General features: G+C 63.9%; 23 protein-coding genes and 1 tRNA gene. 9 read left to right on the top strand and 15 right to left on the bottom strand.

The window, feature by feature from the left end; all coding sequences use genetic code 11:
- Positions 1-27 precede the first annotated feature (27 nt).
- The 6 genes from NKI72_RS09295 (at position 28) to NKI72_RS09270 (ending at position 6402) form a co-directional block, all read left to right on the top strand.
- On the top strand, positions 28-942 hold the full coding sequence (locus NKI72_RS09295) for an ABC transporter permease (protein WP_023675356.1): 915 nt from the start codon (positions 28-30) through the stop codon (positions 940-942).
- Positions 939-1730: an ABC transporter permease gene (locus NKI72_RS09290; protein WP_352539375.1), complete on the top strand. Its 792-nt coding sequence runs from the start codon at positions 939-941 to the stop codon at positions 1728-1730. Before NKI72_RS09295 ends, NKI72_RS09290 begins: the two co-directional genes overlap by 4 nt.
- 23 nt (positions 1731-1753) lie before the next feature.
- Complete coding sequence (locus NKI72_RS09285) at positions 1754-2818, top strand: ABC transporter ATP-binding protein (protein ID WP_352612935.1); 1065 nt, start codon at positions 1754-1756, stop codon at positions 2816-2818.
- A 176-nt stretch (positions 2819-2994) separates the two neighbouring features.
- On the top strand, positions 2995-4545 hold the full coding sequence (locus NKI72_RS09280) for a cation:proton antiporter (RefSeq protein ID WP_352539373.1): 1551 nt from the start codon (positions 2995-2997) through the stop codon (positions 4543-4545).
- A gap of 89 nt (positions 4546-4634) precedes the next feature.
- On the top strand, positions 4635-5549 hold the full coding sequence (locus NKI72_RS09275) for an endonuclease/exonuclease/phosphatase family protein (RefSeq protein ID WP_352612932.1): 915 nt from the start codon (positions 4635-4637) through the stop codon (positions 5547-5549).
- A gap of 7 nt (positions 5550-5556) precedes the next feature.
- Positions 5557-6402, top strand: coding sequence for an EamA family transporter (locus tag NKI72_RS09270; RefSeq protein WP_352539371.1), 846 nt, complete (start codon positions 5557-5559; stop codon positions 6400-6402).
- On the opposite strand, the gene NKI72_RS09265 is transcribed toward NKI72_RS09270, so the two are convergent.
- The 13 genes from NKI72_RS09265 to NKI72_RS09205 all read right to left on the bottom strand — a co-directional run bounded on the left by NKI72_RS09265 (position 6403) and on the right by NKI72_RS09205 (position 21090).
- On the bottom strand, positions 6403-6714 hold the full coding sequence (locus NKI72_RS09265; RefSeq protein WP_352612930.1) for a Dabb family protein: 312 nt from the start codon (positions 6712-6714) through the stop codon (positions 6403-6405).
- A gap of 10 nt (positions 6715-6724) precedes the next feature.
- The gene (locus NKI72_RS09260) at positions 6725-8353 is read right to left on the bottom strand and encodes a GMC family oxidoreductase (protein ID WP_352832482.1); all 1629 of its coding nucleotides are present in this window, start codon (positions 8351-8353) and stop codon (positions 6725-6727) included.
- A 12-nt stretch (positions 8354-8365) separates the two neighbouring features.
- A complete protein-coding gene (locus NKI72_RS09255; protein ID WP_352612926.1) occupies positions 8366-9127 on the bottom strand; it encodes a 3-ketoacyl-ACP reductase in 762 nt (253 codons plus the stop codon).
- A complete protein-coding gene (locus NKI72_RS09250) occupies positions 9124-10644 on the bottom strand; it encodes a GMC oxidoreductase (protein ID WP_352612924.1) in 1521 nt (506 codons plus the stop codon). Before NKI72_RS09250 ends, NKI72_RS09255 begins: the two co-directional genes overlap by 4 nt.
- Positions 10645-10649: 5 nt before the next feature.
- Positions 10650-11765, bottom strand: a complete 1116-nt coding sequence (locus NKI72_RS09245; protein WP_023675366.1) for an ABC transporter ATP-binding protein — start codon at positions 11763-11765, stop codon at positions 10650-10652.
- A gap of 4 nt (positions 11766-11769) precedes the next feature.
- Entirely contained in the window at positions 11770-12714 is a 945-nt protein-coding gene (locus tag NKI72_RS09240) for a carbohydrate ABC transporter permease (protein ID WP_023675367.1), read from the bottom strand.
- Complete coding sequence (locus NKI72_RS09235; RefSeq protein WP_352469510.1) at positions 12711-13670, bottom strand: carbohydrate ABC transporter permease; 960 nt, start codon at positions 13668-13670, stop codon at positions 12711-12713. The genes NKI72_RS09240 and NKI72_RS09235 overlap by 4 nt, the downstream gene beginning before the upstream one ends.
- Before the next feature lie 144 nt (positions 13671-13814).
- A complete protein-coding gene (locus NKI72_RS09230) occupies positions 13815-15068 on the bottom strand; it encodes an ABC transporter substrate-binding protein (protein ID WP_352850068.1) in 1254 nt (417 codons plus the stop codon).
- Between the two features lie 59 nt (positions 15069-15127).
- The gene (locus NKI72_RS09225) at positions 15128-16639 is read right to left on the bottom strand and encodes an aldehyde dehydrogenase family protein (protein WP_352832477.1); all 1512 of its coding nucleotides are present in this window, start codon (positions 16637-16639) and stop codon (positions 15128-15130) included.
- A gap of 15 nt (positions 16640-16654) precedes the next feature.
- A complete protein-coding gene (locus NKI72_RS09220; RefSeq protein ID WP_352832474.1) occupies positions 16655-17431 on the bottom strand; it encodes an enoyl-CoA hydratase/isomerase family protein in 777 nt (258 codons plus the stop codon).
- Positions 17424-19025, bottom strand: coding sequence for an acyl CoA:acetate/3-ketoacid CoA transferase (locus NKI72_RS09215; protein ID WP_352832471.1), 1602 nt, complete (start codon positions 19023-19025; stop codon positions 17424-17426). The genes NKI72_RS09220 and NKI72_RS09215 overlap by 8 nt, the downstream gene beginning before the upstream one ends.
- Entirely contained in the window at positions 19022-20038 is a 1017-nt protein-coding gene (locus NKI72_RS09210; RefSeq protein WP_352832469.1) for a Gfo/Idh/MocA family protein, read from the bottom strand. The genes NKI72_RS09215 and NKI72_RS09210 overlap by 4 nt, the downstream gene beginning before the upstream one ends.
- A complete protein-coding gene (locus tag NKI72_RS09205; RefSeq protein ID WP_352832466.1) occupies positions 20035-21090 on the bottom strand; it encodes a LacI family DNA-binding transcriptional regulator in 1056 nt (351 codons plus the stop codon). Before NKI72_RS09205 ends, NKI72_RS09210 begins: the two co-directional genes overlap by 4 nt.
- Positions 21091-21334: 244 nt before the next feature.
- On the opposite strand from NKI72_RS09205, the gene NKI72_RS09200 reads away from it, so the two are divergent.
- Together NKI72_RS09200 and fcl are read left to right on the top strand one after the other, a co-directional pair.
- Complete coding sequence (locus tag NKI72_RS09200) at positions 21335-22489, top strand: dihydrodipicolinate synthase family protein (protein ID WP_352832464.1); 1155 nt, start codon at positions 21335-21337, stop codon at positions 22487-22489.
- A 162-nt stretch (positions 22490-22651) separates the two neighbouring features.
- Positions 22652-23614 carry a GDP-L-fucose synthase gene (fcl, locus tag NKI72_RS09195; RefSeq protein WP_352814368.1) on the top strand — a complete coding sequence of 321 codons (963 nt, stop codon included), beginning with the start codon at positions 22652-22654 and terminating at the stop codon, positions 23612-23614.
- A 66-nt stretch (positions 23615-23680) separates the two neighbouring features.
- Here fcl and NKI72_RS09190 read toward each other — a convergent pair.
- Both NKI72_RS09190 and cpdR read right to left on the bottom strand, forming a co-directional pair.
- Positions 23681-23755 (bottom strand) — tRNA-Val (locus tag NKI72_RS09190).
- Positions 23756-23859: 104 nt separating this feature from the next.
- Complete coding sequence (gene cpdR, locus NKI72_RS09185; protein ID WP_006199474.1) at positions 23860-24222, bottom strand: cell cycle two-component system response regulator CpdR; 363 nt, start codon at positions 24220-24222, stop codon at positions 23860-23862.
- Positions 24223-24375: 153 nt separating this feature from the next.
- On the opposite strand from cpdR, the gene NKI72_RS09180 reads away from it, so the two are divergent.
- Positions 24376-25317: an N-formylglutamate amidohydrolase gene (locus NKI72_RS09180; protein ID WP_352539364.1), complete on the top strand. Its 942-nt coding sequence runs from the start codon at positions 24376-24378 to the stop codon at positions 25315-25317.
- Positions 25318-25628: the final 311 nt, after the last annotated feature.

Here is a 25628-nt window from a genome sequence, read left to right as displayed (position 1 = left end):
GCATACCTCCAGGACGGTAGCCGGCGCATGACCGATATCTCGTTGTCCGATCACGCTGTTGCCGGGAAGACCGCGCCTCCTGCCGACGCCCGCAGCATGCGGCTGCCGACGCAATGGCTTGGCGTTGCGCCTTTCTTCATCTTCGCCATCATGTTCCTGATCCTGCCGACGCTCTATCTGATGCTGGGCGCATTCCGGAACGATGCCGGCGAATTCACTTTCGAAAACATAGCGGCCTTGGCGCAGCCGTCGATCGTTGCCGCCTACTGGATCTCAATCAAGGTCAGCCTCGCCTCGTCGCTGATCGGTGCTTTCGCGGGACTTGCCATTGCCATCGCCATCGTGCGCGGCGGGCTGCCGGAGTGGATACGCTCGGCGACACTGACCTTTTCCGGCGTGGCCTCCAATTTTGCCGGCGTGCCGCTGGCCTTCGCCTTTCTCGCGACGCTCGGCCGGCTCGGGCTCGCCACGGTGCTGCTCAACGTCTTGGTCGGCTTCAACATTTATGCCCATGGTTTCAACATCCTGTCGTTCTGGGGCCTGACGCTGACCTATGTCTATTTCCAGATCCCGCTGATGGTGGTGATCATCGTGCCGGCGATCGATGGGCTGAAGAAGGAATGGGGCGAAGCGGCGGCAACGCTTGGCGCGACCCAGGCGCAGTTCTGGCGCATGGTCGTCATTCCGGTGATCTGGCCAAGTTTCCTCGGCACCGTCATCCTCTTGTTCGCCAACGCCTTCGGTGCCATCGCCACCGCTTACGCTCTGACCGGCTCCTCGCTTAACATCGTCCCTATCCTGCTCTACGCGCAGATCCGCGGTGACGTGCTGCACAATGCCCATCTCGGCTACGCCATCGCCTTTGGCATGATCGTCATCACTGGGCTGGCCAATGTCTTCTACATCTGGTTCCGGACGCGCTCTGAGAGGTGGCTCAAATGAAGTCCGGCAGATTCTGGGCCTGGATCGTCTTCGCGCTGGGCGCGGCCTATTTCTTCATTCCGCTGATCGCGACCGTGGAATTCTCCATGCGCATGCGGCGCGGCGCGTATTCCTTCGATGCCTATCAGGTCGTGCTCGGCGATCCCCGCTTCCAGGCGACCTTCATCTATTCGGTGGTCGCCGCCATCTTCACCATCGTCCTTGGCGTGCTGGTGGTGGTGCCGGCGGCGTACTGGATTCGTCTGCGGCTGCCGCAGATCAGGCCCGTCGTCGAGTTCATCACGCTGCTGCCGCTGGTCATTCCGGCCATCGTTATCGTCTTCGGCTACATCAGAATGTACGGGTCGAACTCACCGCTGCCGTTCCTGGCCAGCGAGACAGGAGCCAATGCCTTGCTGGTCATCGGTTATGCGACACTGGCGCTGCCCTATATGTATCGTGCCGTCGACACCGGGCTTCGCACAATCGACGTACGGACACTGACCGAGGCGGCGCAGATCCTCGGCGCCGGCTGGGGCACGATCATCACTCGGGTCATCCTGCCCAACGTGCTGATCGCGGTGCTGTCGGGCGCCTTCCTGACCTTCGCCATCGTCATCGGCGAATTCACCATGGCCAGCCTGCTCAACCGGCCTGCTTTCGGACCCTATCTGCAGAACGTCGGCGCCAATCGCGCCTATGAGCCGGCGGCGCTTGCCATCATCGCCTTTGCCATTACCTGGGGCTGCATGTCGCTGATCCAGATCCTGTCGCGCTTCGCTCCGCGATCGGCGAACAGCCCGAACTGATCGAAAAGCCGAAAGAAAAAGCCATGGCCGAGCCATTCCTCTCAATCCAGCAGGTGCGAAAATCCTTCGGCGCCGCCATTGTGGTGCAGGATTTCAACCTCGACGTCGAGCCGGGCGAATTCGTCTCCTTCCTTGGCCCGTCGGGCTGCGGCAAGACGACGGTGCTGCGCATGGTCGCCGGTTTCGAGGAGCCATCCGCCGGCAAGATTGTCGTGGCCGGCAAGGACGTCACCCGGCTCAAGCCCAACCAGCGCAACATCGGCATGGTGTTCCAGGCCTATGCGCTGTTTCCGAACCTCACCGTGGCGCAGAATATCGGCTTCGGGCTGAAGGTCGCCGGTATGCCGAAGGCCGATGCCGACAGGCGCGTTGCCGAGATGCTCGACATCATCAAGCTGCCGCAGATGGGCGACCGCTATCCCTACCAACTGTCCGGCGGCCAGCAGCAGCGCATCGCGCTGGCGCGGGCGATTGCGCCCAAGCCGAAACTGCTGCTGCTCGACGAGCCGCTGTCGGCGCTCGATGCCAAGGTGCGCGTGTCGCTGCGCGAGGAAATCCGCTCGATCCAGAAGAAGCTCGGCATCACCACCATCTTCGTCACCCACGACCAGGAAGAGGCGCTGTCGATCTCCGACCGCATCGCCGTCATGTATGGCGGCAAGGCCGAGCAGGTCGGCACGCCGTTCGAGATCTACAACCGGCCGGCAACCAAATTCGTCGCCAATTTCGTCGGCACGCTGAACGTGCTCGAAGGCACGGTCACCGACGCCGCTTCGGGCAAGGTGCGCGTCAACTCGCAAGAGGTCTCGCTCAAGGGCAAGCTCAACGGCTCGAAATCCGGCGACACGCTGTCGCTGGCGTTGCGGCCCGAGGCGATCTCGCTCGGCCGACACCCCGGTCGCGATTCCAGCCTTTGGGGCGAAATCGCCGAGGTGCATTTCCTCGGCTCGGTCATCCGGGTTCGCGTCGGCATCGGCGGCAGCACGGTCTCGCTCGACACGTTCAACAGTCCGGCCACACCGCCGCCGGCCGTCGGCGAAAAGGCCGAGATTTCGTTCTCGTCGGGCGACATGCTGGTGCTGCATTAGGAGAAGAGTGAATAGTGAACAGTGAATAGTAAGAATGCGCTTTACGCGCCGAAATTCCTCTGCACGCAGCCATTCACCATTCACCATTCACCATTCACCATTCACCATTCACCAGCAGCCAAAGCCGTCGTCGTTTTTGCAGTGCCAATCGCCCGGCTTCACCGCTACGATAAGGCATGGCGCTTTTTGAACTCACCCTTGTCCTGCTTCTCATCGCGGTCGCCCTGACCGCGTTGTCGCGGCGTCTGCAGATTCCCTATCCGTCATTGCTGGCGCTGGCCGGCGCCGGCATCGCCTTCCTGCCGTTTGCCCCGACCATCGAGATCGACCCGGGGCTGGCGCTCGCTCTGTTCATCGCGCCGGTTCTGCTCGACGCGGCCTATGACACGTCGCTGCGCGATCTCAACCGCTACAAGGTTTCGCTCATCCTGCTGGCGCTTGGCGCCGTCATCTTCACCACCGTGACGGTCGCGCTGGTCGGCTGGACGATGGCAGGCTTGCCCATCGCCGCCGCCATAGCGCTCGGCGCGATCGTAGCGCCGCCCGATGCGGTGGCGGCGGCGGCCGTGCTCGGACAGTTCAAGGTGCCGCACCGCATCACCGCCATCCTGGAAGGCGAGAGCCTTCTCAACGACGCCACGGCGCTGCTGATCTACAGGATGTCGGTTTCCGCAGCCGCCGGCACCATCCTGTTGAGCAGTGCCGTTCCAATGATCCTGCTGTCGACGGTCGGCAGCCTTGCCGCAGGCTATGTGCTCGGCCGGTTGTCTCTCGCCATACTCGGCCGCATCGACGACCCGGCGAGCGGCACCGTGGTGCAATTCGCCTCAACCTTCGGCGTCTGGATCCTGGCCGACAGGATAGGGCTTTCCGCCATCATCACGATCGTCGTCTACGCCATGACGATCGCACGTACATCGCCGCGCCGCATGCCGGCAAGGAATCGTGTCAGTTCCTACTCGGTCTGGGAGACGGCGGTGTTCGTGCTCAACGTGCTGGCCTTCGTTCTGATGGGCCTGCAAGCGCGGTCCATCGTCGGCCGACTTGCCGAGCAAGGACAAAGCGAGGCGTTCGTCTTTGCCCTGGCTGTGCTGGCCGTCGTCATCGTATCGCGGCTCGTCTGGGTTCTGGGCTGCGGCGCGATCCTCAGAGCGCTGGCACGTCTGGGCGACGAGGACAGGCGGAAGGACGCACCGACATTCCGCGGCGGCGTGCTCATCGGCTGGTGCGGCATGCGCGGCCTGGTGACGCTTGCGGCAGCCTTCGCCTTGCCGGCCGACTTTCCGGGCCGTGATCCGATCGTGCTCGCCGCTTTCACGGTCGTGCTCGGCACATTGGTGCTGCAAGGCGTCAGCCTGAAACCGTTGCTGCTTCTGCTCAATCTCGACCTCGACCGGACGGTCGACCGGGAGGTGGCGCAGGCGCGCGTCGCCATCATGCAGGCGGCGCTGGACGTGCTCAGCGGCAAGACATCGAGCGCGGCCGGGGCGGTGCGAGAGCAATATGCCGCCCAGCGCGCCATCGCCGAAAACCCCGAGGATGCCCAGGCGGCGACCGAGTATGACAGATTGCGTCTCTACGCCATCAAGAGCCAGCGCGATGCGCTGGAGCGTTTGCGCATCGACGGAACGATCGGCGACGAAGCCTACCACCGCCTTGAGGAAGAAATCGACTGGTCGGAACTGGCAGCATCCCCGCCCGGTCGGTTCCAGCCGCTGACCACTTAGCATCTGGCCCAAGCTCCCTCCGCCCGGCTGCACATTGCAAGGCTGTCAGCGAACGGCTACTGCCAGCAGGAAACTGAGCCGGATAAGCAATGAAGCTGGTCAGCTATAACATCCAGTACGGCTTCGGCAGCGATGGCCGCTACGACCTGGCGCGTTGTGCCAAGGTCGTGGCCGGCGCCGACATCATCGCCTTGCAGGAGGTGGAACGGCACTGGTTGCGCAGCAACGAGGACGACCAGCCGGAACTTCTTTCGCAATTTCTGCCCGACTACCATTGGGTCTACGGGCCGGCCTTCGACATGGATGCCAGCCACCGGCGTGAAGGCCGCATCGTCAACCGGCGGCGGCAATTCGGCACCATGGTTCTGTCGAAGCTTCCGATCGTCTGGTCGCGGCTGCATACGCTGCCGCTCAGGCGCACGCTGCGGCCGCTCAACACCCGCAATGCCGCACTCGAATGCATGATCCGCACCCCTGCCGGTCCGGTGCGGGTGCTGTCGTTGCATCTGGCGCATATCGCGGCCGAGGAGCGGCTGGAGCAGATCGACTATTTGCTCGCCGAGCATCGCCGCGCGCCGTCCGAGGGCGGCCCATGGAGCGGCGCCGACGACGAGCCGGCGCGCAACTGGAGCAATGGCGAACAGGAGCCAGAAAACCCCGTAGCGGCGATCTGGTTGGGCGACTTCAACATGGAGCCGGATAGCGCCGAGTACCGGCGCATTGTCGGCAGCGCGCCCTATCATCGCGGTGCCGCCTATCTCGACGGTTTTGTCGATGTCGCCGCCGTCGCAATGGAACCGACAGCGGATTTCCACACCCATGTGAAGACTATCGATGGCAGGCTGGCAAAGCGCCGGCTCGACCATTGCTTCGTCGGCGGCATGTTTGCCGGGCGCGTGCGCTCGGTCAGCGCCGATATCGGCCAAATCGCTTCCGACCATTTTCCGCTCTGGGTCGATATCGACCTGGAGACGCCGATCGTCATCGGGACGGGCGGCGGATGAACCGCCGATGAGCCTGTTTGTCTTTTTCGCGGTGCTCGCCGCCGCTTCCATGCATGCGATCTGGAACGCGCTGGTCAAGGTCCACCTCGACCGTTTCCTGTCGATCACACTGATGACGCTCGGCATGGGTGCCGCTGCGCTGGTGACGTTGCCTTTCGTCGAGGTGCCGAAGCCGGAAGTGTGGCCATACATCCTCGCCTCGGTTGTCTTCCACATGGGCTACAGGACGTTCCTGATCGGCGCCTACAAGGCCGGCGATTTCGCCCAGACCTATCCGCTGGCGCGCGGCACCGCGCCATTGCTGGCCGCTTTGGGGGGCGTTGTGGTGGTTGCCGAGATGCCGGCGCCGCTCGCCATTCTCGGCATCCTCTTGTTGTCGGCGGGCACGCTGGTGCTGTCGTTTCGCGGCGGCGCGCATCTGGAGAAATTGAACCTGCGCGCCGTCGGTTTCGCGTTGGGCACATCGATCTTCATCGCCAGCTACACGCTGTCGGACGGCAGCGGCGCGCGGCTGGCCGCCACCGCGTCGAGTTATGCCGCCTGGCTGTTCGTCTGCGATGCGCTGTGGGCGCTGGTGCTATGCGTCGTCTCTCGCGGCCCACAGGCGCTGCCGGTGCTGGCGCGCGACTGGAAGGCCGGAATCTATACCGGCGTGCTCAGCGGCGGCGCCTACTGGATCGTGATGTGGGCGATGACCAAGGCGCCGATCGCCTCGGTGGCGTCGCTGCGCGAAACATCGATCCTGTTCGCCATGATGATCTCGGTGTTCGCGCTCGGCGAGAAGATGACGGCATGGCGAGGTGCCGCGGTGCTTAGCATCGTTGCCGGCGTCGTTGCGCTGAGAATGGGATAGTCACGCGATCTCCAGATCAAACACCATCAGCCCGTCGGTGCCGCCTTCGAGCGCCGCGACCAGTTTTGCGCCGGCTCGCTGATGCGCTTCATGCTCCAGATAGGCATCGCGTGCCGCAGCGTCGCGAAAGTCGATGGTGAAGCCGTGCGTGAAGCCGCGGGCGAAGGGTTCCGGGCTGGTATTGGCGCTGAATTCGACCTTGCCCATGCCGTCGATCACGGCCCGCAACACTTCGAGATCGGCATGGATTGCCGCGCGCTCGGCGTCGGCGGCATCGTTGCGAAATCTGACGAAGACACAGTGCCTGATCATTCTTTGTCCCTCATGCCGCTCGGTTGGTGGAAAACACCGCCGGCGGCAGCGGCTCGCGGCCAAGGATCAGATCGGCGCCTTTTTCGCCAACCATGATCGTCGGGGCATTGGTGTTGGAGGAGGGGATGCGCGGCATCACCGAGGCGTCGCAGACGCGCAGGCCCTCGATACCGCGCAGCCTGAGATCTGGCGTTACCACGCTCATCGCATCGTGGCCCATGCGGCAGGTGCCGACCGGGTGGTGGTCGGTCTTGGAACTGCGGCAGGCGTAGTCGAACAGCTCGTCGCCGCTCTGCAGGTCGGGTCCCGGCAGTACCTCGCGCAGTACATAGGGCTGCAGCGCCTTCTGCCGCATGATCTCGCGCGCCAGCCTCAGCCCCTTGATCGACATGTCGCGGTCATAGGGATCGGACCAATAGTTCGGATCGATCAACGGGCGGTCGGCCGGGTCGGCACTGTTCAGCCGCACGGTGCCGCGCGAGCGCGGGCGCAGGAAGGCCGAGTTCAATGTCACGCCCGGATTGTTCAGCTTCTCGACGCCGGCCTCGATGCCGGAGCCGAGGCCGAGATGCAGCTGGATATCGGGAGAGGCGGCGGTCGGATCGGCGTACCAGAAGCCGCCGGTCTCGAACAGGCTGGAGGCTACCGGGCCTTTCTTCAGGAGCAGATACTGCAGGCCGGCCCAAGCCGTCCAGTGCAGCTTGGCGTAGTTGTCGTAGGTGTGATCGCCGGTGCATTCGGCGATGACGAACAGGTCGAGATGATCCTGGAGATTGGAGCCGACGCCGGGCAGATCGTGCACCGGTGTCACGCCGACCGCCTCCAGATGGTCGGCCGGGCCGATGCCCGACTGCAGCAAAAGCTTCGGCGAGCCGATGGCGCCGGACGAGACGATCACCTCGCGCTCGGCGCGCAGGATCGTTGGCTGGCCGCCCGGCCTGTCGACGATCTCGACGCCAACGGCGCGGCCCTTGTCGACGACGATGCGTGTCACCAGAACGCCGGTCCTGACGGTGAGATTCTTTCGCTCGCGGATCGGCCGGAGATAGGCGACAGAGGCGGAGGAGCGCTTCGCGTCCTTCTGCGTCAGCTGATAGTAACCGACGCCCTCCTGGGCTACCCCGTTGAAGTCGGGATTGAAGGGGATGCCCATCTCCTGTCCGGCACGGAAATAGGCCTCGCAGATCGGCAGCGGCGCGATCGGGTTCGACACGCCGAGCGGGCCTTGGTCGCCGTGGAAATCGTTGGCATAACGTTGATTGTTCTCGGCGCGCTTGAAATAGGGCAGTACGTCGCGATAGCCCCAGCCAGCAAGGCCTTCTTCCTTCTCCCAGGCGTCGTAGTCGCGGGCGTTGCCGCGCGTGTAGATCTGGGCGTTGATCGAAGAGCCGCCACCGATCACCTTGGCCTGAGTGTATCGGAAGACGCGGTCTTTCATATGCTTTTGCGGCACTGTCGACCAGCCCCAGGCGGCGATGCCCTTGGTCATCTTGGCAAAACCGGCCGGCATGTGGATCAGCGGATGCCAGTCCTTGCCGCCGGCTTCGAGCAGCAGCACCTGATGCGACGGATCTTCGCTCAACCGGTTGGCGAGTACGCACCCGGCCGGGCCGGCGCCGACGATTATGTAGTCGGTCATGGCGTCACCTGTTCATAGCCTCGGCACCGACAGCGCACCGTCGACATTGATGACCGAGCCGGTCGAAAAGCCGAACTTGCCGCCGGCGAGCGCCGCCACGGCGGCACCGATATCTTCGCTCTCGCCCCAGCGCATCGCCGGCACCAGCCCGCCGTCGATCAGCCCGTCATATTTGGCGGTCACACCGGCGGTCATGTTGGTGCGGATGATGCCCGGGCGCACCTCGAACACGGCGATATTTTCGGCGGCGAGCCGCAGTGCCAGGTTCTTCACCCACATCGAAAGCCCAGCCTTGGAGATGCAGTAATCGGAACGTTCCGGCGAGGCCATGGCGGCGCTGACCGAAGTGATGGTGATGATCGATCTCGCACCATCGCTTGGCAGGCCGAGCATCGCTTTGGCGACGGCCTGGCTGAGGAATACGGTGCCGCGCAGATTGATGCCGAGCACCCGGTCGAAATTTTCCGGCTTGAGCTCGAGCAGATCGCCGCGCAGGACAGTGCCGATGCCGGCATTGTTGACCAGGCAGTCGATGCGGCCGAAGGCGCTTGTCGCGGCATCAATCAGCGCTGCGTGGCCGTCGAGGTCGGCGATGTCGCAGCTGACATAGGCGAATTTCGCGCCGCGCCCGGTGATGTCGGCGGCGAGCCCGTCTGCGGCTTCGTCTGCAAGGTCGGCGACGAGGATGTCGAAGCCTGCGCCGGCCAGCGCCTCGGCACAGGCAAGGCCGATGCCGCGCGCGCCGCCGGTGACGATCGCTGCCGGGCGGCTCATGTTGCAAGCTCCGTCTTGCGGATATGATCGGCGACGCGCAGCGCCTGTGCGGCGATCGACAGCGCCGGATTGACGGCGGCCGAATTCGGCAGGAAGCCAGCATCGACGACGAACAAATTGCTGTGGTCGAAGGAGCGGCAGAACGGATCCAGCGGCGAGGTCGCTGGATCGTTGCCCATCTTCACCGTGCCGCACTGATGTGAGGGCGTGCGCTTGTCAAACGGACGTGACAGGACGATCGGATAGCCGCAGGCGCGGAAATTCTCGCGCATCACCTTGGTCAGTCCGTCGAGCGACTGCATGTTGGAGCGCCGCCACTGCATGACGATGTCCTTGCCGTCGACCATGATGCGGCTGTCGGGATCGGGCAGGTCCTCGCACATCAGATACCAGTCGACGGCGTGGCCGGCCATGAAATCCAGCGCGAATTTGGGCGCGCGCCTGACATTGGCCTTGAGGATGTTGCCGTCGACTTTGCCTAGAAGCTGGACGTTGCCGAGCGGTTTGCCGCCCTTGCCGTCGGACAGATAATAATCGTTCAGCATCAGCGTCTTCTGGTAGACGGACTTGTTCCTGCGGCGCGGATCGATCGCCAGCATGGCGCTCGAATTGTGGTTCATGAAGTTGCGGCCGACCTGGTCGGAACGGTTGGCCAGGCCTTTGCCACCTCCCTTGCCCTTGGAAGAAGGGGAAGGCGAACGCAGCAGGACGGCGGCTGAATTGACCGCGCCGGCCGACAGGATCACCAGCTTCGGCGCGACTTTCTTCAGCGCACCGTTCTGGCGGTAATGGACGGTCTCGATCGTCCTGGCGTCCGGCGATGCCTCGAGATATTCGACATGGGCGCCGGTCTCAAGCCGGATATTCTGATCGGCAAGGGCTGCTGCCAACGGCCCGGATTGCGCGTCGATCTTGCCGGTCCCGGTGTTGGGAAACGCGTCCCACGGCGTGCTGCCATCTTTCAGCCAGGCTTCGATGTCGACGCCGAGCGGCAGCGATGCCGGATGCAGGCCTAGGCTCTTCAACTCGGCGCGCGCACGCGCGATCGGCGGCTCGTCTGGTACCGGCCCGAAAGGGTAGGGCGTAGAGTGGAACGGCTCGGTCGGGTCTTCGCCGAGTGCACCGCGCACGCGAAAAAGCTGCTCGGCCCTGGAATACCAGGGTTCGAATTCCTCATAGGAAAACGGCCAGGCCGGCGAGATGCCGCCATAGTGCTCCATCTCCGAAAAGTCTTCCCTGCGGTAGCGGATCAGCACAGCGCCGTAGAATTTCGAATTGCCGCCGACATAGTAGTAATTGCCCGGGTTGAAAGGCGCTCCGCCGGCCTCGAGCCACATCTCCTTCGGCCGATAATGACCATCGACGAAGATCGCGCGGGTGTCGCGTGTGTGCGGCGTTGCCGGCAGGGCTTCGCCGCGCTCCAGCATCAGGATCGAGGCGCCACTGCCGGCAAGGCCGGAGGCGATCGTGGCGCCGCCTATGCCGGAGCCGATGATGACGATGTCGGGATTTGTCATGGCCGTTAGACGATGCGTTTCTCGGTCGCCGGATCGAAGAACACCGCCTTGGTCAGGTTGAAGGCGAGCGGCGTGACCGTGCCGGGCTGGATTTTGGCATCGGCGCGCAGCCGCGCCACCACCGCCTTGCCGCCGAGATTGGTGACCGCGAACGTATCCGAGCCGGCCGGCTCGATGACCTCGATGTGACAGTCGGCGCGGGCGATGTTCGAGGCGTTGCGTTCGGCACCCTCGGGATCGGTCAGTGCTTCCGGGCGGACGCCGAAGATGATCGGTTTTCCCTGGAATGCCGACAGGCCGGCCGGCGCATTGCCCAGCGGCAGCGAGATCGGCTGGCGCGCCTCGCGCTCCATGACGACGGAGAAGCCGCTGCCGTTGCTGCCGATCGTCGCCGGGATCAGGTTCATCGCCGGCGAGCCCATGAAGTCGGCAACAAACAGGTTGACCGGATTGTTATAGATTTCGGCTGGCGTGCCGAACTGCTGCACCTCGCCGTCGCGCATCACCGCGATCTTGGTGGCCAGCGTCATCGCCTCGATCTGGTCGTGGGTGACGTAGACGATGGTGGTGCCGGTGGTGGCGTGCAGGCGCTTGATCTCGATGCGCATGTCGACACGCAGCTTGGCGTCGAGATTGGACAAAGGCTCGTCGAACAGGAACAGCTTTGGATCGCGCACCAGCGCCCGGCCCATGGCGACGCGCTGGCGCTGGCCGCCGGAGAGCTGGCTTGGCTTGCGCTTCAGCAAATGGCCGATCTGCAGGACCTTCGCCACCTTGTCGATCGCCTTCTGGCGCTCGCCGGCCGGCACGCCGCGCATCTCCATGCCGAAGGCGATATTGCCGGCAACCGTCATGTTCGGATAGAGCGCGTAGCTCTGGAAGACCATGGCGATGTCGCGCTTGGAGGGGTGGAGATCGTTGATCGTGCGTCCGTCGACGCGGATTTCCCCTTCGGTGATGGTTTCCAGGCCGGCAATAGTGTTGAGCAGCGTGGACTTGCCGCAACCGGAAGGCCCGACCAGCACGAGGAAGCCGCCCTTTTCCAGGTCGAGGTCGATGCCTTTCAGGATCTCGACCGCTCCGAAACGCTTCTTCAGCCCGTCAATTTCCAGAAAAGCCATGCGATTATCCTTTGACGGCGCCGGCCATCAGGCCGCGCACGAAATAGCGGCCGGCGAGCACGTATACGAGGAGCGTCGGCAGCGCGGCGATCATCGCCGCCGCCATGTTGACGTTGTATTCGACGACGCCGGTCGAGGTGTTGACGACATTGTTCAGCGCCACCGTCATCGGCATCACGTCGCCTGAGCCGGCATAGGCGGAAGCGAAGAGGAAGTCGTTCCAGATGTTGGTGAACTGGTAGATCACCGTCACCACGATGATCGGCAGCGAGTTGGGCAGCATGATGCGCCGGAAGATCTGGAAGAAGCTGGCGCCGTCGATCTGCGCCGCCTTCACCAGCTCGTTCGGAAACGCTTCGTAATAATTGCGGAAGAACAGGGTGGTGAAGCCGATGCCGTAGACGACGTGAACGAACACCAGGTTCACGGTCGGATTGCCGAAGCCGAAGGTGAGGCCGGTCGCGTTCTGCAGCTTGACGCCGAACCGGCCGAGGCTGCCGAGGATCGTTGCCATCGGCAAGAGGACGGACTGGAACGGAATGAAGCAGGCAAACAGCATCAGCCCGAACACCAGCGTCGCCCCGCGAAAGCGCCACTTCGTCAGCACATAGCCGTTGAGCGCGCCGAGCAGGGTCGAGATGATGACGGCCGGAACCACCATCTTGATCGAGTTCCAGAAATAACCCTTCATGCCGACGCAGGTGAGACCCGAGCAAACCTCGCTCCACGCCCTTATCCAAGGTGCGAAGGTCGGCTCCTGCGGCAGCGCCAGCATGTTGCCGTTCTGGATTTCGTCCATGGTCTTGAACGAGGTCACAAGCATGACGAACAGCGGCATCAGATAGAACAGCGCGAACAGCGCCAGCAGCCCGTAGATGACAATACGGTTGACCGTCCTGGCGCTGATACCGCCAGTGCTCTGGCGAGCAGGAGTGGCCACGGCGCTCATCGCGGCTTCTCCCGAAGCTCGGAATAGAGATAGGGAACGATGATCGCGGTGATGGTCATCAGCATGATCACGGCGCTGGCCGAGCCGACGGCCATCTCGTTGCGCTTGAAGGTGTACTCATACATGAAGTTGGACGGCAGCCAGGCCGAACCGCCCGGCCCGCCGCTGGTCAGCGCGACCACCAGATCGTAGGATTTGATGGCGAGATGCGCGAGGACGATCAAGGCGGACAGGAAGATCGGCCGCAGCAGCGGGATGACGATGCGACGGTAGAGCTGGAAGGTGGTGGCGCCGTCGATCTGCGCCGCCTTCAGGATCTCGCCGTCGATGCCGCGCAGGCCGGCCAGGAACATCGCCATGATGAAGCCCGACGCCTGCCAGACGCCGGCGATGACCACCGTGTAGATGACGAAATCCTTGTTCTTGATCCAGTCGAAATGGAAGCTCGTCCAGCCCCATTGGTGCAGTGTCTGCTCGAGGCCGAGGCCGGGGTCCAGAAACCATTTCCAGGCAACGCCGGTGACGATGAACGACAGTGCCATCGGGTAGAGGTAGATCGGCCGCAGCACACCTTCGCCGCGGATCTTCTGGTCGAGCAGGATCGCCAGGAACAGGCCGAGCGCCAGGCAGATGGAAATGTAGAGGAAGCCGAAAATCCCCATATTGGTGATCGACGTGTACCAGGAGGACGGCGGATCGCTTTCGAAAGTCCAGCGCCATAGCCGCTGATAGGCGCGTGGCCCGGTGATCGCATAGGAGGGAAAGGTCTTGGAATTGGTGAAGGACAGATAGATCGTCCACAGGATGAAGCCGTAGACGAAGACGATTGTGGCGGCGAAGCTCGGCGCCAGCACGAGCTTCGGCAGCGCATTCTGAAGGCGCGAGCGCACCGTGGCGCCCGGACGGGCATCGTGCTCCGGCGTCAGCGTGATACTGGTTTCAGCAACTGTGCTCATCTGTCCATTCCGTATGGCGGGTCCGGAATTCTGCTGTCTCGGGCTCTGCGGCACGAAAGCGTGCCGGTCGGCGCAACCGCAAAACCTCGCCGCAGGGGATCTCCCCGGCTTGCGCCGGGGAGATCATTCACATGGGCGGGTGCCTTACTTGGCGTCTTCGATCGCGCTGACCAGTTGGGTCACGGCCTCGTCCGAGGTCTTGATCTGGCCGTGCACGAATTTCGAGACGACATCCTTGTAGGCGTTGGCAACCGCGGGAGGCGCGCCATAGCCCTGCGCCAGCGAACCGAACAGCGTGCCGCCTTCATTGGCGGCCTTCAGGTCGGCCATGCCCTTCTTGCCGCAAGCGTCGAAATCGGTGTCCGGCACGTCGGTGCGGGCCGGAACAGAGCCCTTGACGACGTTGAAGGCCGACTGGAAGCTCTTCGACAGCGTGGCGGTGGCCAGGGCGATCTGGGCGGCCTTGCGGTCCTCCGGAACGTTGAACATGCCGAACATGTCGGAGTTGTAGACGACGCTGCCGTCGGTGCCCGGGAAGCGGTAGCACAGGAAGTCGGTGCCCGGGACCTTCTTGGCGGCGTTGAATTCGCCCTTGGCCCAGTCACCCATCACCTGCACCAGCGCATCGCCCTTGATGACCATGGCGGTGGCGAGGTTCCAGTCCCGGCCCGAGAAGTTCGGGTCGACATAGGTGACGAGCTTGGCGAGATTGTCGAACGACTTCTTCATCGTGTCGGACTTCAGCGACTCCTCGTCGAGGTCGTTGAAGGCCTTCTTGTAGAACTCAGGCCCGCCGGTCGACAGCACGACTGAGTCGAACATTGTCGCTTCCTGCCAGTTCTGGCCGCCCAGCGCGAGCGGGATGACGCCCGCCGCCTTGGCTTTGTCCAGCAACGCAATGAAGTCGTCGAAGGTCTTGGGCTCGGTGCCGCCGATCTTGTCCATCACCGCCTTGTTGATCCATAGCCAGTTGACCGAGTGGACGTTGACCGGAGCCGCGACCCACTTGCCGTCATAGACGGAGAATTTCTGCAGGGCCGCGGGAACGGACTTGTCCCAGCCTTCCTTTATCGCCGTCTCGGTCAGGTCGCCCATAACGCCGGCTGCGGCGTAATCGAGCACGGTATAGCCAAGCATCTGCGAGGCGGTCGGGTAGTTGCCCGCTGCCACCATCGCCTTCAGCGCGGTCATGGCGGCGTCGCCGCCGCCGCCCGCCCCCGGCACGTGCTTCCAGGCCAAGCCTTCCTTGGCCAGATCCTGCTTGAGCACGTTCAGAGCGGCAGCTTCGCCGCCCGACGTCCACCAATGCAGCATCTGGACTTCCTTGACGTCCTCGGCATGGGCCGCGAACGCAACGCCCGATGCGAGAGCCGTCCCGATAAGCAGTTTGCGCAACATGTACTTCCTCCCTTGTTGAACTTACACGACCGGCGGATGCCCGCCGGGTTCTTCCCAACTCAGCCGACCCACCATCCGGTGCGCTGGCCGCGATGAAACTGGATTGTCTTTTCCTCGGTATAATCCTCGACGGCGCGCTTGCCGAGTTCGCGTCCGAGACCGGACTGCTTGTAGCCGCCGAAAGGCAGCTCGGGGTAACCCTCCATGAACGTGTTCACCCAAACGGTTCCCGAACGCACATTCCGCGCCACCGACATGCAGGTATCGATGCTGGCGCTCCACACGCCCGCCGACAGACCATAGGGCGTGTTGTTGGCGATGTGCAACGCCCTTTCAATCGATTCAAAAGTCAGCACCGAGAGCACCGGACCGAACACTTCCTCGCGTGCAATGGCCATGTCTTCGGTGACATCGCGAACGATGGTCGGATCAAGATACTGGCCGGCGCTCGAAGCAAGCTGATTGCCGCCGCTACAGATCCGGCCGCCGCCGTTTTCCGCTGCCGTCACGTAGCCGGTGACCTTGGCCATATGGTCGGCGGAGATCATCGCGCCGACCTTGGTGCGGTCGTCGAGCGGGTCGCCGACAATCACCTTGGCGGTGAGGGCATTGACGGCGCCGAGGAACTCGTCGGCGATCGCCTCATGGACGATCAGCCGGCTGCCGGCATTGCAGCATTCGCCGGCATTGAAAAAGCCGCCGAACACCGCTGCGTCGGCGGCGGCCTCGAGGTCGGCATCGGGAAAGACGATCTGGCCGTTCTTGCCGCCGAGCTCCATCGCGAGTTTCTTCAGCGAGTTGGCGGCAGACGCCATGGTCATCTTGCCGACGCGGGTGGAGCCGGTGAACGACACCATCTCGACCAGCGGATGGCTGACCATCGGTGCGCCGACATCGGCGCCCAACCCGGCAAGGATGTTGACGACGCCATCCGGCAGGCCGGCCTGCATCAGGATCTCGCCGAGCACAAAGGTCGAGGCCGAGGTCATCTCGCTCGGCTTGACCACCGCCGTGCAGCCGGCGGCGAGCGCGAAGGGTAGTTTCTGGCTGACGATAAGGAACGGGAAATTCCACGGCGTGATGATGGAGACGACGCCGATCGGTTCGCGCAACACGACGCCGAGCATGGCATCGCCGAGATTGGCGTAGCTTTCGCCGTGAAGCGTGCGGGCAAGTGCCGCGGCATAACGCCAGATATCGACGGCGCCGCCGATCTCGCCGCGCGCCTGCGCAATCGGCTTGCCGGATTCCAGTGCGTCGAGCCGGGCAATCTCGTCCAGCCGCGCCTCGATCAGGTCAGCAGCCTTGAGCAGGATCGCGGCGCGCTCGGCGGCCTTCATGCGCGGCCACGGGCCGGTCTCGAAGGCCCTGTGCGCGGCCTGTACCGCAGCCTCCACGTCCGCCGCGCCGGCTTGTGCATAGCGCGAGACGGTGAAGCCGTGGCCAGGGCTGCTGCGCTCCAGCGTGCGGCCGTCCTGGGCGTCGACGAACCTGCCGCCGATCAGCAGCCGGTAGTTTTTCGGCGCTGCGGCTGCCTCGGCGGGCATGGCGATGTTGAGAGGTGCGTTCATGTGAGTTTCAGGTTCCTAAGATCTTGAGAAGGCCGGCTTCTGCTTGGCCTTGAAAGCCTCGACGCCGGCCCTGAGATCGTTTGTCTGCGCGATGAAGCTGCTGGCCAGCGCTTCGGTCGCGGCAGCACTCTCCTCGCTTTCCGCAATGGCAATCATCAGCTTGGCGGCCTCGGTTGCCAGTGGCCCGCGCTCGGCGATCTTGCCGGCCCAGGCCTTGGCTTCGGCGAACGCCTTGCCGGTGTCGACCACCCGGTCGACAATCCCCAGAGCAAGAGCCTCGGTCGCCAGAAACACCTCGCCGCCGAGCGCCATCCGCCGCACTGCCTGCGCGCCGAAGCGGCGCACGGCGCGCTGTGTGCCGGACCAGCCGGGAACGACGCCGATCGAGGTTTCGGGGAACCCCAACTTCACCTGCGTTTCCGCCACGCGAAAGTCGCAAGCCGCCGCCAGTTCCAGCCCGCCGCCCAGCGCATGGCCGGCAAGAACGGCGATCGTGGGCTGCCGCAGCCGCGCCAGCCGGTCGAAGACGCGGTGGCCGTAGCGCACCCATTGCACCTGGAAATCGGCAGCGCTCATTTCTGCCCAAGCCTCGACGTCGCCGCCGGCGCAAAAGCCCTTGCCTTCGCCGCAGACCAGCACGACGCGGACGCCGGTTGCTGTCTCGGCCTCGTCGAGTGCCGCTTCCAGCGCCCGCAGCATCGGAATATCGAGCGCGTTGAATTTCTCCGGCCGGCGCAGCGTGACAATGCCGATGGCGCCGTCGGTTTCAAAGGTTACCAGACGCTCAGCCATGTGCGCCTCCAAGCGACGCGCCGCCATTGAGCGACAGGCCGATCGGCCGGTCCCGGTAGAGCGCATCCGGCGTCACTTTCAGGTCGTTGGCGACGGCGAGCGGGATCTCGGCCTGCGCCAGCACATCGCGCTCGAGGTCGATGCCCGGCGCCAACTCGGTCACCATCAGCCCCGCAGGCGTCAGCTTCATCACGCAGCGCTCGGTGACATAGGTGATATCCTGTCCCTGCGCGACGGCACGCTTGCCCGAGAAGGAGATATGCTCGACCTCACCGACGACTTTCTTGACCTTGCCCTCCTGGTCGATGCGGATGCCGCCACCGGCAAGCGACAACTTGGCGCCGGCATTGAAGAAACCGGAAAAGACGATCTTCTTCGCCCGCGCGGTGATGTCGACGAAGCCGCCGGCGCCGGCGGTGACGTGGGGCCGCGCCGAAAGCTTCGAGACATTGACGGAGCCGTGCCGGTCGATCTGCAGGAAGGACAGCAGCGAGGCGTCGAAGCCGCCGGCCTGGAAATAGATGAACTGGTGCGGCGAGGGCATGAAGGCGTCGGCGTTCGACGAGCAGCCGAACTTGAAGTCGAGCAGCGGCACGCCGCCGACCGCACCCTGTTCGATGACCCAGGTGACCTTGCCGTGCTGGCCTTCCTCGAGCAGGATGCGCGGCACATTGGCCGAGATGCCGAAGCCGATATTGACCGCCATGCCGTCGGCAAGCTCCATGGCGACGCGGCGCGCAATGACCTTCTGGACGTTCATCTCGGCGTTGCGAAAGCTCGACAGCGGCCGGAAAATCTCGCCGGAGATGGCCGGATCGTAGGGCGTCAGCGTCGTCTGCAACTGGTCGGGCGCCACCACGATATGGTCGACCAGCACGCCGGGCACGCGCACATCGTGCGGCTTCAGCGTGCCGTTCTCGACGACGCGCTTGACCTGCGCGATGACGATGCCGCCATTGTTGCGGGCGGCCAGCGCCTGTTCGAGGCCGCCGAGATAGGCACCTTCATGCTCATAGGTAAGGTTGCCGCGCTCGTCGGCCGTGGTGGCGCGGATGATCGCGACCTGCGGTACGATCGAGCGGAAATAGAGCCATTCCTCGCCGTCGAACTGCTGCACCGAAACGATCGGCTCGCTGGCGGCAGCATTCATGGCGCAGCCCTGGTGGCGCGGGTCGGCAAAGGTGTCGAGCCCGACCTTGGTCAGCACGCCGGGGCGCTTGGCGGCGGCCTCACGATGCATGTCGAACAGGATACCGGACGGCACGTTGTAGGCGGCAACCGTATTGTTGCCGATCATCTTCCAGATCTGCGGCGGTTCGGAAGATGACGGGCCGGACGGATAGGAACCGCACAAAGTGCGCTTCAACAGGCCGGGCTTGGCTACATGGTCGATGCCCTTGATGCCGTACATGTCACCAGCGGCGATCGGGTGCAGCGTCGTAATGTCCCTGGGATGGCCGTCGGCGTCGAAGCGCTCGCCGATCGCGGCAAGCACCGCATCCGGGCAGCCGAGGCCGCTCGACGACGACACGGAAACGACCACGCCATCCCTAATCAGGCCGGCAGCCTCAGCCGCGGAAACGAGCTTGCTCACGCTGCGCTCCCGAGCTTCGGGTCGATGGCAACGGCCTTGCCGGACCTGGCCGATTGCAATGCCGCTTCGGCTGATGTCAGCGACCAGACGCCGTCCTCGCCGGTGGCGGACGGCTGGCCCTCGCCGCGGATCGCCGCGTGGAATTGGCGCAGCGAACGGGCATAGAGGTCTTCGCGGTCGAAGCTCAATTCCTCCTCACCCTGTGCCGTGCGAAGCAACACAGAGCCGAGCGGCTTCTGCGTCATCACGTCCTTGGCGATCAGCGAGCCTTCGCTGCCATGCACCTCGAAGCCGCTGCCGGCGAATTTGGTGGTAAAGCCCTCGTGCGACTGGGCGATGACGCCCGATGCGAAGCGCCAGAGGCACATGGCGCCGTCTTCCAGCCCGCCGGCGGCCATGCCGGCCGATTGCGTGAATGCCGAGATCTCGACCGGATCGTCGCCGAGCACGAAGCGCAGCGTGTCGGCATCGTGGACGGTGATGTCGAGCACCACGCCGCCGCCGGCGTCCGGCCTGGTGATGCGCCAGCCCTGCAGGTTTTCCGGCAGATAGACGGAGTGGAAGACGCGCGCGGCGATCGGCCTGCCGATGCGGCCGCCAGCGATCGCTTCGCGCATCGCCCGATGCGAGCCGGCATTGCGCAGATGGTGATTGGTGCCGAGCACGACGCCGGCGGCCCTGGCCGCCGCGACCATCTTGCGCGCGTCGGCGCTGGTCAGCGCCAGTGGTTTTTCGCAAAGCACATGCTTTCCCGCCTCGATGGCGGCGAGTGCCTGTTCGAGATGCAATTCGTTGGTGGTCGAGATGTAGACGGCGTCGATGTCGGAGCCGAGCAATTCATCAATCGTCGCGACCGCCGCCGGAATGCGGTTTTCCAGAGCATAGGCGGTAGCCCGCTCCGGGCTGGAGCTCATCACTGCGGCGATCTCGCCGTCCGGCTGCGCGCGGATGGCGCCGATCATGAACTGTCTTGCGATCGTGCTGGCGCCGATCAGCCCCCAACTGACGGTCATGCCGCGTCTCCCATTCCTGCGCAGCCATGCTCCTTGCGATCGGGGCCGCAGCTTTCCCTGACCACGAGGTTGACGGCGCCGATATGATCCTCGGCGCGCGTGGTGCGCGATTGGATCATCTTCAGCACGACATGGGCGGCGCGCTCGCCGAGGCCGGCGGTGTTCACCGCGACGCTGGTCAGCGCCGGCATATAGTGCTCGGCCTCGGGGACGTCGTCGAAGCCGACGACGGCAAAGTCCGCGCCGGGTTCCAGGCCGCGCTTGCGCAGCGCCAGCAAGACGCCGAAGGCGACCGCATCGTTGAAGCAAAGGGCCGCGGTCGGCGGCGCGGCCATGGCAAGTGCGGTTTCCAGGCAGGCAATACCGCCCTTGCGGCTGGTTTCGCCCTCGAAGACCAGTCTGTCGGCCGGATCGATGCCGAGCGCTTCACAGGCCTCGCGAAAGCCCCCCAGGCGTTCGTGATAGACGACAAGGTCGGACGAGCCGCCGAAGAAGGCCAGCCGGCTGTGGCCCTTGCCGATCAGATGGGCGGTGGCAAGATAAGCGCCGCGATGATTGTCGGGCGTGATCACCGGGATACGGCTTTCGGGGAGGCGGCGCATGACGAAGACGACCGGAACGCCTGCGGTCTCAAGGCGGCGGAACGCGCCAGGCGTGGTGCCGCGCGCCGGCGACACGACGAGCCCGGCGACACCCTGCTCCATCAGCGATTTCAGAACCTCTTCCTGGCGCACCGGGTTTTCGGCCGTATTGGCGATGAAAGGCACGACGCCGGCCGACTGGAAGACGCGCTCCATGCCGACCGCGAGCTCGGCGAAAAACGGATTGGTGAGATCGTTGATGACCATGCCGATGACGTTGGAATGGGCCTTGCGCAGATTGGCGGCGCCGCGGTTGTAGACATAGCCGACGTCCTCGATCGCCTTGCGCACCTTGAGCGCGGTTTCGGGCCGGATCAGCCCGCTGCCTTGCAGCACCAGCGATACCGTCGATTTGGACACGCCCGCCTCACGGGCGATGTCGAGTATCGTTGCCTTGGCCCGGCTGGCCATCCAGATCTGTCCTCCCGGTGGTTTCTTGTGCGATTTTATTGGAACGATCTAATCCATGCGGCGCATTTAAGTCAATCGCGTTTTTGCGAAGCCGGGAAAAAATGCGGCTCGGCGGCGCAATCCTCCAGCAAGCAGGGCTTTCGGCTACTGCGATGCAGCAATTTTCGCTGCACGAGGCAGGCGGCAAAATATTCTTGATTTGTTGGAACGTTCCATTTAATAGGCGTTGGTAAGGGAGAGAGCCATGGACATCACCTTGCCCGGGGAAGGCGCCGGCCGTGTCCGCTACCGGCTTGTCGGCCAGCCGGTGCAGCCTGTGGCCGGCGCTCGCTTCTCGCGCATCGCCTACGCCGCCGCCCATGTAGTTGCCGATCCCCTCGCCATGACCGATCCGTGGTCGAGGCCCGCGGTCGACTGGGACAAGACGATGGCGTTTCGCCGTCACCTCTGGCGGCTTGGCTTCCGTGTCGCCGAAGCGATGGACACCTCTCAGCGCGGCATGGGTTTCGACTGGGCGAATGCCAAGGAATTGATCCGCCGCTCGATCGCCGAGGCGCGCAGCGTCGAAGGCGCCGATCTTGCGTCGGGCGCCGGCACCGACCATCTGGCGCCGGGGGGCGCCAGCAGGCTAGACGATGTCATCGCGGCCTATGAAGAACAGCTCGGCTTCATCGAAGGGCTTGGCGGCAAGGCGATCATGATGGCCAGCCGGGCGCTGGCGGCGGTCGCCAAAGGCCCCGACGACTATATCGGCGTCTACGACCGCATCCTGTCCCAGGCCTCCGGCAAGGTCATCCTGCACTGGCTGGGCGACATGTTCGACCCGGCGCTGAAAGGCTACTGGGGCAGCAGCGACCTCGAAACTGCGCTGGAGACGGTGGTCGCGATCATCGAATGCCATGCCGGCAAGGTCGAAGGCATAAAGATATCGCTGCTCGATGCCGGCAAGGAGATTGCGCTCAGGGATCGGCTGCCCGAGGGCGTGCTGATGTTCACCGGCGACGATTTCAATTACCCCGAGCTGATCGCCGGCGACGGCGACAGACATTCGCACGCGCTGCTCGGCATTTTCGATGCCATCGCGCCGGTCGCCAATGCGGCGCTGGCAAAGCTGGCCGACGGCGACCGCGCGGGCTACGACGCGCTGATGGCCCCGACAGTGCCGCTGTCGCGCAAGATCTTCGAGGCGCCGACCGAATACTACAAGGCCGGCATCGTCTTCATGGCATGGCTGAACGGCCATCAGGAGCATTTTTCGATGGTCGGCGGCATGCAATCGGCGCGCGGCGTCCGTCACTATGCCGATGTCTTTCGCCTTGCCGACCAGGCAGGGTTGCTGGCCGACCCCGGGCTTGCCATTGCCAGAATGACAAGCCTGTGCGCGGTAGCGGGCGTCTGATCGCGAGCGCTACAGCGTCCGATCCAAAGGTTGCTTCGGGTGGCTTTGCGATTTGCCTTGTCTGGGCAAATCTGTATGCGGTATGCGTCCGGCAACAGAGAAGCCGATCCGGCGCTCCGCCGGCCAACTGGCATAGCTGCCGTTCTGCATTGGGGTAAGCTGATGACCTTCGACCTTCAGGGTAAGCGCGTTTTCGTGGCCGGACATCGCGGCATGGTCGGCTCGGCCATCCTGCGCCGATTGGCCGACGAGGATTGCGAGGTCCTGACCGCCTCGCGCGCCGAGATCGATCTTCTCGACCAGGCCGGCGTGCGGCGCTGGATGGCCGACCGCAAGCCGGATGCAGTGGTGATGGCGGCGGCCAAGGTTGGCGGTATCCTGGCCAACAACAGGCTTCCGGTCGATTTTCTGCAGGACAATCTCGTCATGCAGAACAATGTCATCGACAGCGCCTTCCGCAACGAGGTGCAGAAGCTGCTGTTTCTCGGTTCATCCTGCATCTATCCCAAATTCGCGGCGCAGCCGATCTCCGAGGACGCCTTGCTGACCGGGCCGCTCGAACCCACTAACGAATGGTATGCGATCGCCAAGATCGCCGGGCTGAAACTGTGCCAGGCCTATCGGCGCCAGTACGGCGTCGACTACATCTCGGCGATGCCGACCAATCTCTACGGTCCGGGCGACAATTTCGACCTCAATTCCAGCCATGTCGTGCCCGCTCTGATGCGCAAGGCGCACGAGGCCAGACGCGCCGGCCGCAAGAGCCTGGAGGTGTGGGGATCAGGCACGCCGATGCGCGAATTCCTGCATGTCGACGACGCCGCCGACGCGCTGGTCTGGTTGCTGAAGAATTATTCGGGCGACAGCCACATCAATGTCGGCTCGGGGGAAGACATCACCATTGCCGATCTTGCCCGCACCATCGTGTCGGTCGCCGGCGCCGATGCCGCAATAACATTCGATGCGACGAAGCCGGACGGCACGCCGCGCAAGCTGATGGACGTGTCGCGTCTGTTCGCCACCGGCTGGCGCCCGCGTTACTCGCTGCGCAGCGGGTTGGAACAGACCTATGCCTGGTTTCTGGAGCACGTCGAGACCGGCGATCTGCGCCTCGGTGCGGCCTGAGGCCGGTATTGGCCGGGAACATCAGTCGACGAAAAATACCGACGGCCAATTGAGGGATTATTTGGATGGTGGGCGTGACAGGGATTGAACCTGTGACCCCTGCAATGTCAATGCAGTGCTCTCCCGCTGAGCTACACGCCCATCCGAAGCCGCGCATACACCATTTTTGGTTCGGCACGTCAATAGCGGGAAAAGGGAAAGAACGCCTGGCTTGCGGCGTCGGTCAAGACGCGACAAAAAGCGCGTCAGGCGGCCTGCAGCATCTTTTCGACCTCGTTGACGAGGTCGCGCAGGTGGAACGGCTTCGATAGCACCTTGGCGTCTTTCGGCGCCTTGGAATCAGGGTTCAGCGCGACGGCGGCGAAGCCGGTGATGAACATCACCTTGAGGTCGGGATCGATCTCCGTGGCGCGTCGGGCGAGCTCGATGCCATCCATCTCGGGCATGACGATGTCGGTCAAAAGCAGCGAAAAAGGTTCCTCGCGCAGCCGCTCATAGGCGCTGGCGCCATTGTCGAAATCGCTGACCTGATAACCGGCGCGCTCCAGCGCCTTGACGAGGAACCGGCGCATGTCGTCGTCGTCTTCCGCCAGCAGAATGCGTGCCATGTTGTCCCGTCCGAATCACCCAACCGACAATGCCGTGCGGCAAGCCCGTTAACCATGCTGTATATGAGGAGGTGACGGTAAACATCAAGTGAACGTTGGCCGCACAATCCTGATTTGGCTGGCGCTTCGGCGGCTGGACATGCGGGCGGCGAGGTGGCACTTTCCCATCATGATGCATTGGTATTCCCGGGTTCGTCCAAATTGAAAACGGCAGCCGAGGATTTTTCGGTCGTTCCACCCTTCGAAATCCGATCGGGCGCCGAACAGCGCGTTCCCTTCCTCTTCAACTCGCCGCATAGCGGCCGCTACTATCCGGACCGGTTCATGGCTATGGCCAAGCTGGACCGCAACGCCATCCGCCGCTCCGAGGACTGCTATGTCGAGGAATTGTTCGGCGGCGCCGTCGCGCTCGGAGCGCCGATGCTGGCGGCAAACTTCCCGCGCGCCTATCTCGACGTCAATCGGGAGCCGTGGGAACTCGACCCGCGCATGTTCGCCGAACCGGTGCCGTCATTCTGCAACATCCGCTCGGCGCGGGTGGCCGGCGGGCTCGGCACCGTGCCCAAGCTGGTCGGCGAGGGGCTCGACATCTATTCCGGCCGCTTGCCGCTGGCGGAAGCCGTGGCGCGCATCGAAGCGGTCTACAAGCCCTATCACGAGACGCTGAAACGGCTTTTGACCAGAACCCATGCGCGCTTCGGCTACGCCGTGCTGATTGACTGCCACTCGATGCCGGCAAGCATAAGGGTCGGCGACAGCGGATTGCGGCCGGATTTCATCGTCGGCGACCGTTTCGGCATCTCGGCCGCGGCGGCGTTGACCGAGACGGCGATCGGCCTGCTCACCGGCATGGGCTACAGCGTCGCCCACAACAAGCCCTATGCCGGAGGCTTCATTACCGAGCACTATGGCCGCCCCGTGCGCCATCTGCATGCGCTGCAGATCGAGGTCAATCGCGGGCTCTACATGAATGAGCGGACGTTCCAGAGATCGGCTGGTTTCGACGCACTGGCCGACGATCTGGCGCGGTTTTCGGCCGAACTGATGGCGATGCCCGATCACAATTTCATGGATCTGCCGCTGGCCGCCGAATAGCCGCGGAATCGCGGTACCGCCGCTCATGCGGCAGCGTAAAAAAAGACCGCATCGTTTGCACGACACGGTCGAAGTCTAGGGAGGAAACGCCCAAGGAGGGCATGGACAGGAACCCCTGTCCGAGAACAAACGTATTGTGCGCTGCACAAATGTCAAGGCGCGTTCCGGCTTTTTTAATTCACTGTGAAGTGGAAACTGCATTTCCATGACGGCGGCGTTGCATTCGAGCAACAGTTGGCACCATGCGAAAGGCTCCGAACGCCCTTGTTTCGGCATAAATCCGTAGGCAAACGGGTATCTCCAAACATGCT

Source organism: Mesorhizobium sp. M0437 (assembly GCF_040321335.1).
Lineage (GTDB): Bacteria > Pseudomonadota > Alphaproteobacteria > Rhizobiales > Rhizobiaceae > Mesorhizobium.
Note: the sequence above shows the minus strand (reverse complement) of the source record. Positions and strands in the feature narration are given on the sequence as shown.

Excerpts from the sequence above, each read along its gene's own strand:
- NKI72_RS09295 (WP_023675356.1), top strand. The coding sequence starts at position 28 with ATGACCGATATCTCGTTGTCCGATCACGCTGTTGCCGGGAAGACCGCG.
- NKI72_RS09290 (WP_352539375.1), top strand. The coding sequence starts at position 939 with ATGAAGTCCGGCAGATTCTGGGCCTGGATCGTCTTCGCGCTGGGCGCG.
- NKI72_RS09285 (WP_352612935.1), top strand. The coding sequence starts at position 1,754 with ATGGCCGAGCCATTCCTCTCAATCCAGCAGGTGCGAAAATCCTTCGGC.
- NKI72_RS09280 (WP_352539373.1), top strand. The coding sequence starts at position 2,995 with ATGGCGCTTTTTGAACTCACCCTTGTCCTGCTTCTCATCGCGGTCGCC.
- NKI72_RS09275 (WP_352612932.1), top strand. The coding sequence starts at position 4,635 with ATGAAGCTGGTCAGCTATAACATCCAGTACGGCTTCGGCAGCGATGGC.
- NKI72_RS09270 (WP_352539371.1), top strand. The coding sequence starts at position 5,557 with ATGAGCCTGTTTGTCTTTTTCGCGGTGCTCGCCGCCGCTTCCATGCAT.
- NKI72_RS09265 (WP_352612930.1), bottom strand. The coding sequence starts at position 6,714 with ATGATCAGGCACTGTGTCTTCGTCAGATTTCGCAACGATGCCGCCGAC.
- NKI72_RS09260 (WP_352832482.1), bottom strand. The coding sequence starts at position 8,353 with ATGACCGACTACATAATCGTCGGCGCCGGCCCGGCCGGGTGCGTACTC.
- NKI72_RS09255 (WP_352612926.1), bottom strand. The coding sequence starts at position 9,127 with ATGAGCCGCCCGGCAGCGATCGTCACCGGCGGCGCGCGCGGCATCGGC.
- NKI72_RS09250 (WP_352612924.1), bottom strand. The coding sequence starts at position 10,644 with ATGACAAATCCCGACATCGTCATCATCGGCTCCGGCATAGGCGGCGCC.
- NKI72_RS09245 (WP_023675366.1), bottom strand. The coding sequence starts at position 11,765 with ATGGCTTTTCTGGAAATTGACGGGCTGAAGAAGCGTTTCGGAGCGGTC.
- NKI72_RS09240 (WP_023675367.1), bottom strand. The coding sequence starts at position 12,714 with ATGAGCGCCGTGGCCACTCCTGCTCGCCAGAGCACTGGCGGTATCAGC.
- NKI72_RS09235 (WP_352469510.1), bottom strand. The coding sequence starts at position 13,670 with ATGAGCACAGTTGCTGAAACCAGTATCACGCTGACGCCGGAGCACGAT.
- NKI72_RS09230 (WP_352850068.1), bottom strand. The coding sequence starts at position 15,068 with ATGTTGCGCAAACTGCTTATCGGGACGGCTCTCGCATCGGGCGTTGCG.
- NKI72_RS09225 (WP_352832477.1), bottom strand. The coding sequence starts at position 16,639 with ATGAACGCACCTCTCAACATCGCCATGCCCGCCGAGGCAGCCGCAGCG.
- NKI72_RS09220 (WP_352832474.1), bottom strand. The coding sequence starts at position 17,431 with ATGGCTGAGCGTCTGGTAACCTTTGAAACCGACGGCGCCATCGGCATT.
- NKI72_RS09210 (WP_352832469.1), bottom strand. The coding sequence starts at position 20,038 with ATGACCGTCAGTTGGGGGCTGATCGGCGCCAGCACGATCGCAAGACAG.
- NKI72_RS09205 (WP_352832466.1), bottom strand. The coding sequence starts at position 21,090 with ATGGCCAGCCGGGCCAAGGCAACGATACTCGACATCGCCCGTGAGGCG.
- NKI72_RS09200 (WP_352832464.1), top strand. The coding sequence starts at position 21,335 with ATGGACATCACCTTGCCCGGGGAAGGCGCCGGCCGTGTCCGCTACCGG.
- fcl (WP_352814368.1), top strand. The coding sequence starts at position 22,652 with ATGACCTTCGACCTTCAGGGTAAGCGCGTTTTCGTGGCCGGACATCGC.
- cpdR (WP_006199474.1), bottom strand. The coding sequence starts at position 24,222 with ATGGCACGCATTCTGCTGGCGGAAGACGACGACGACATGCGCCGGTTC.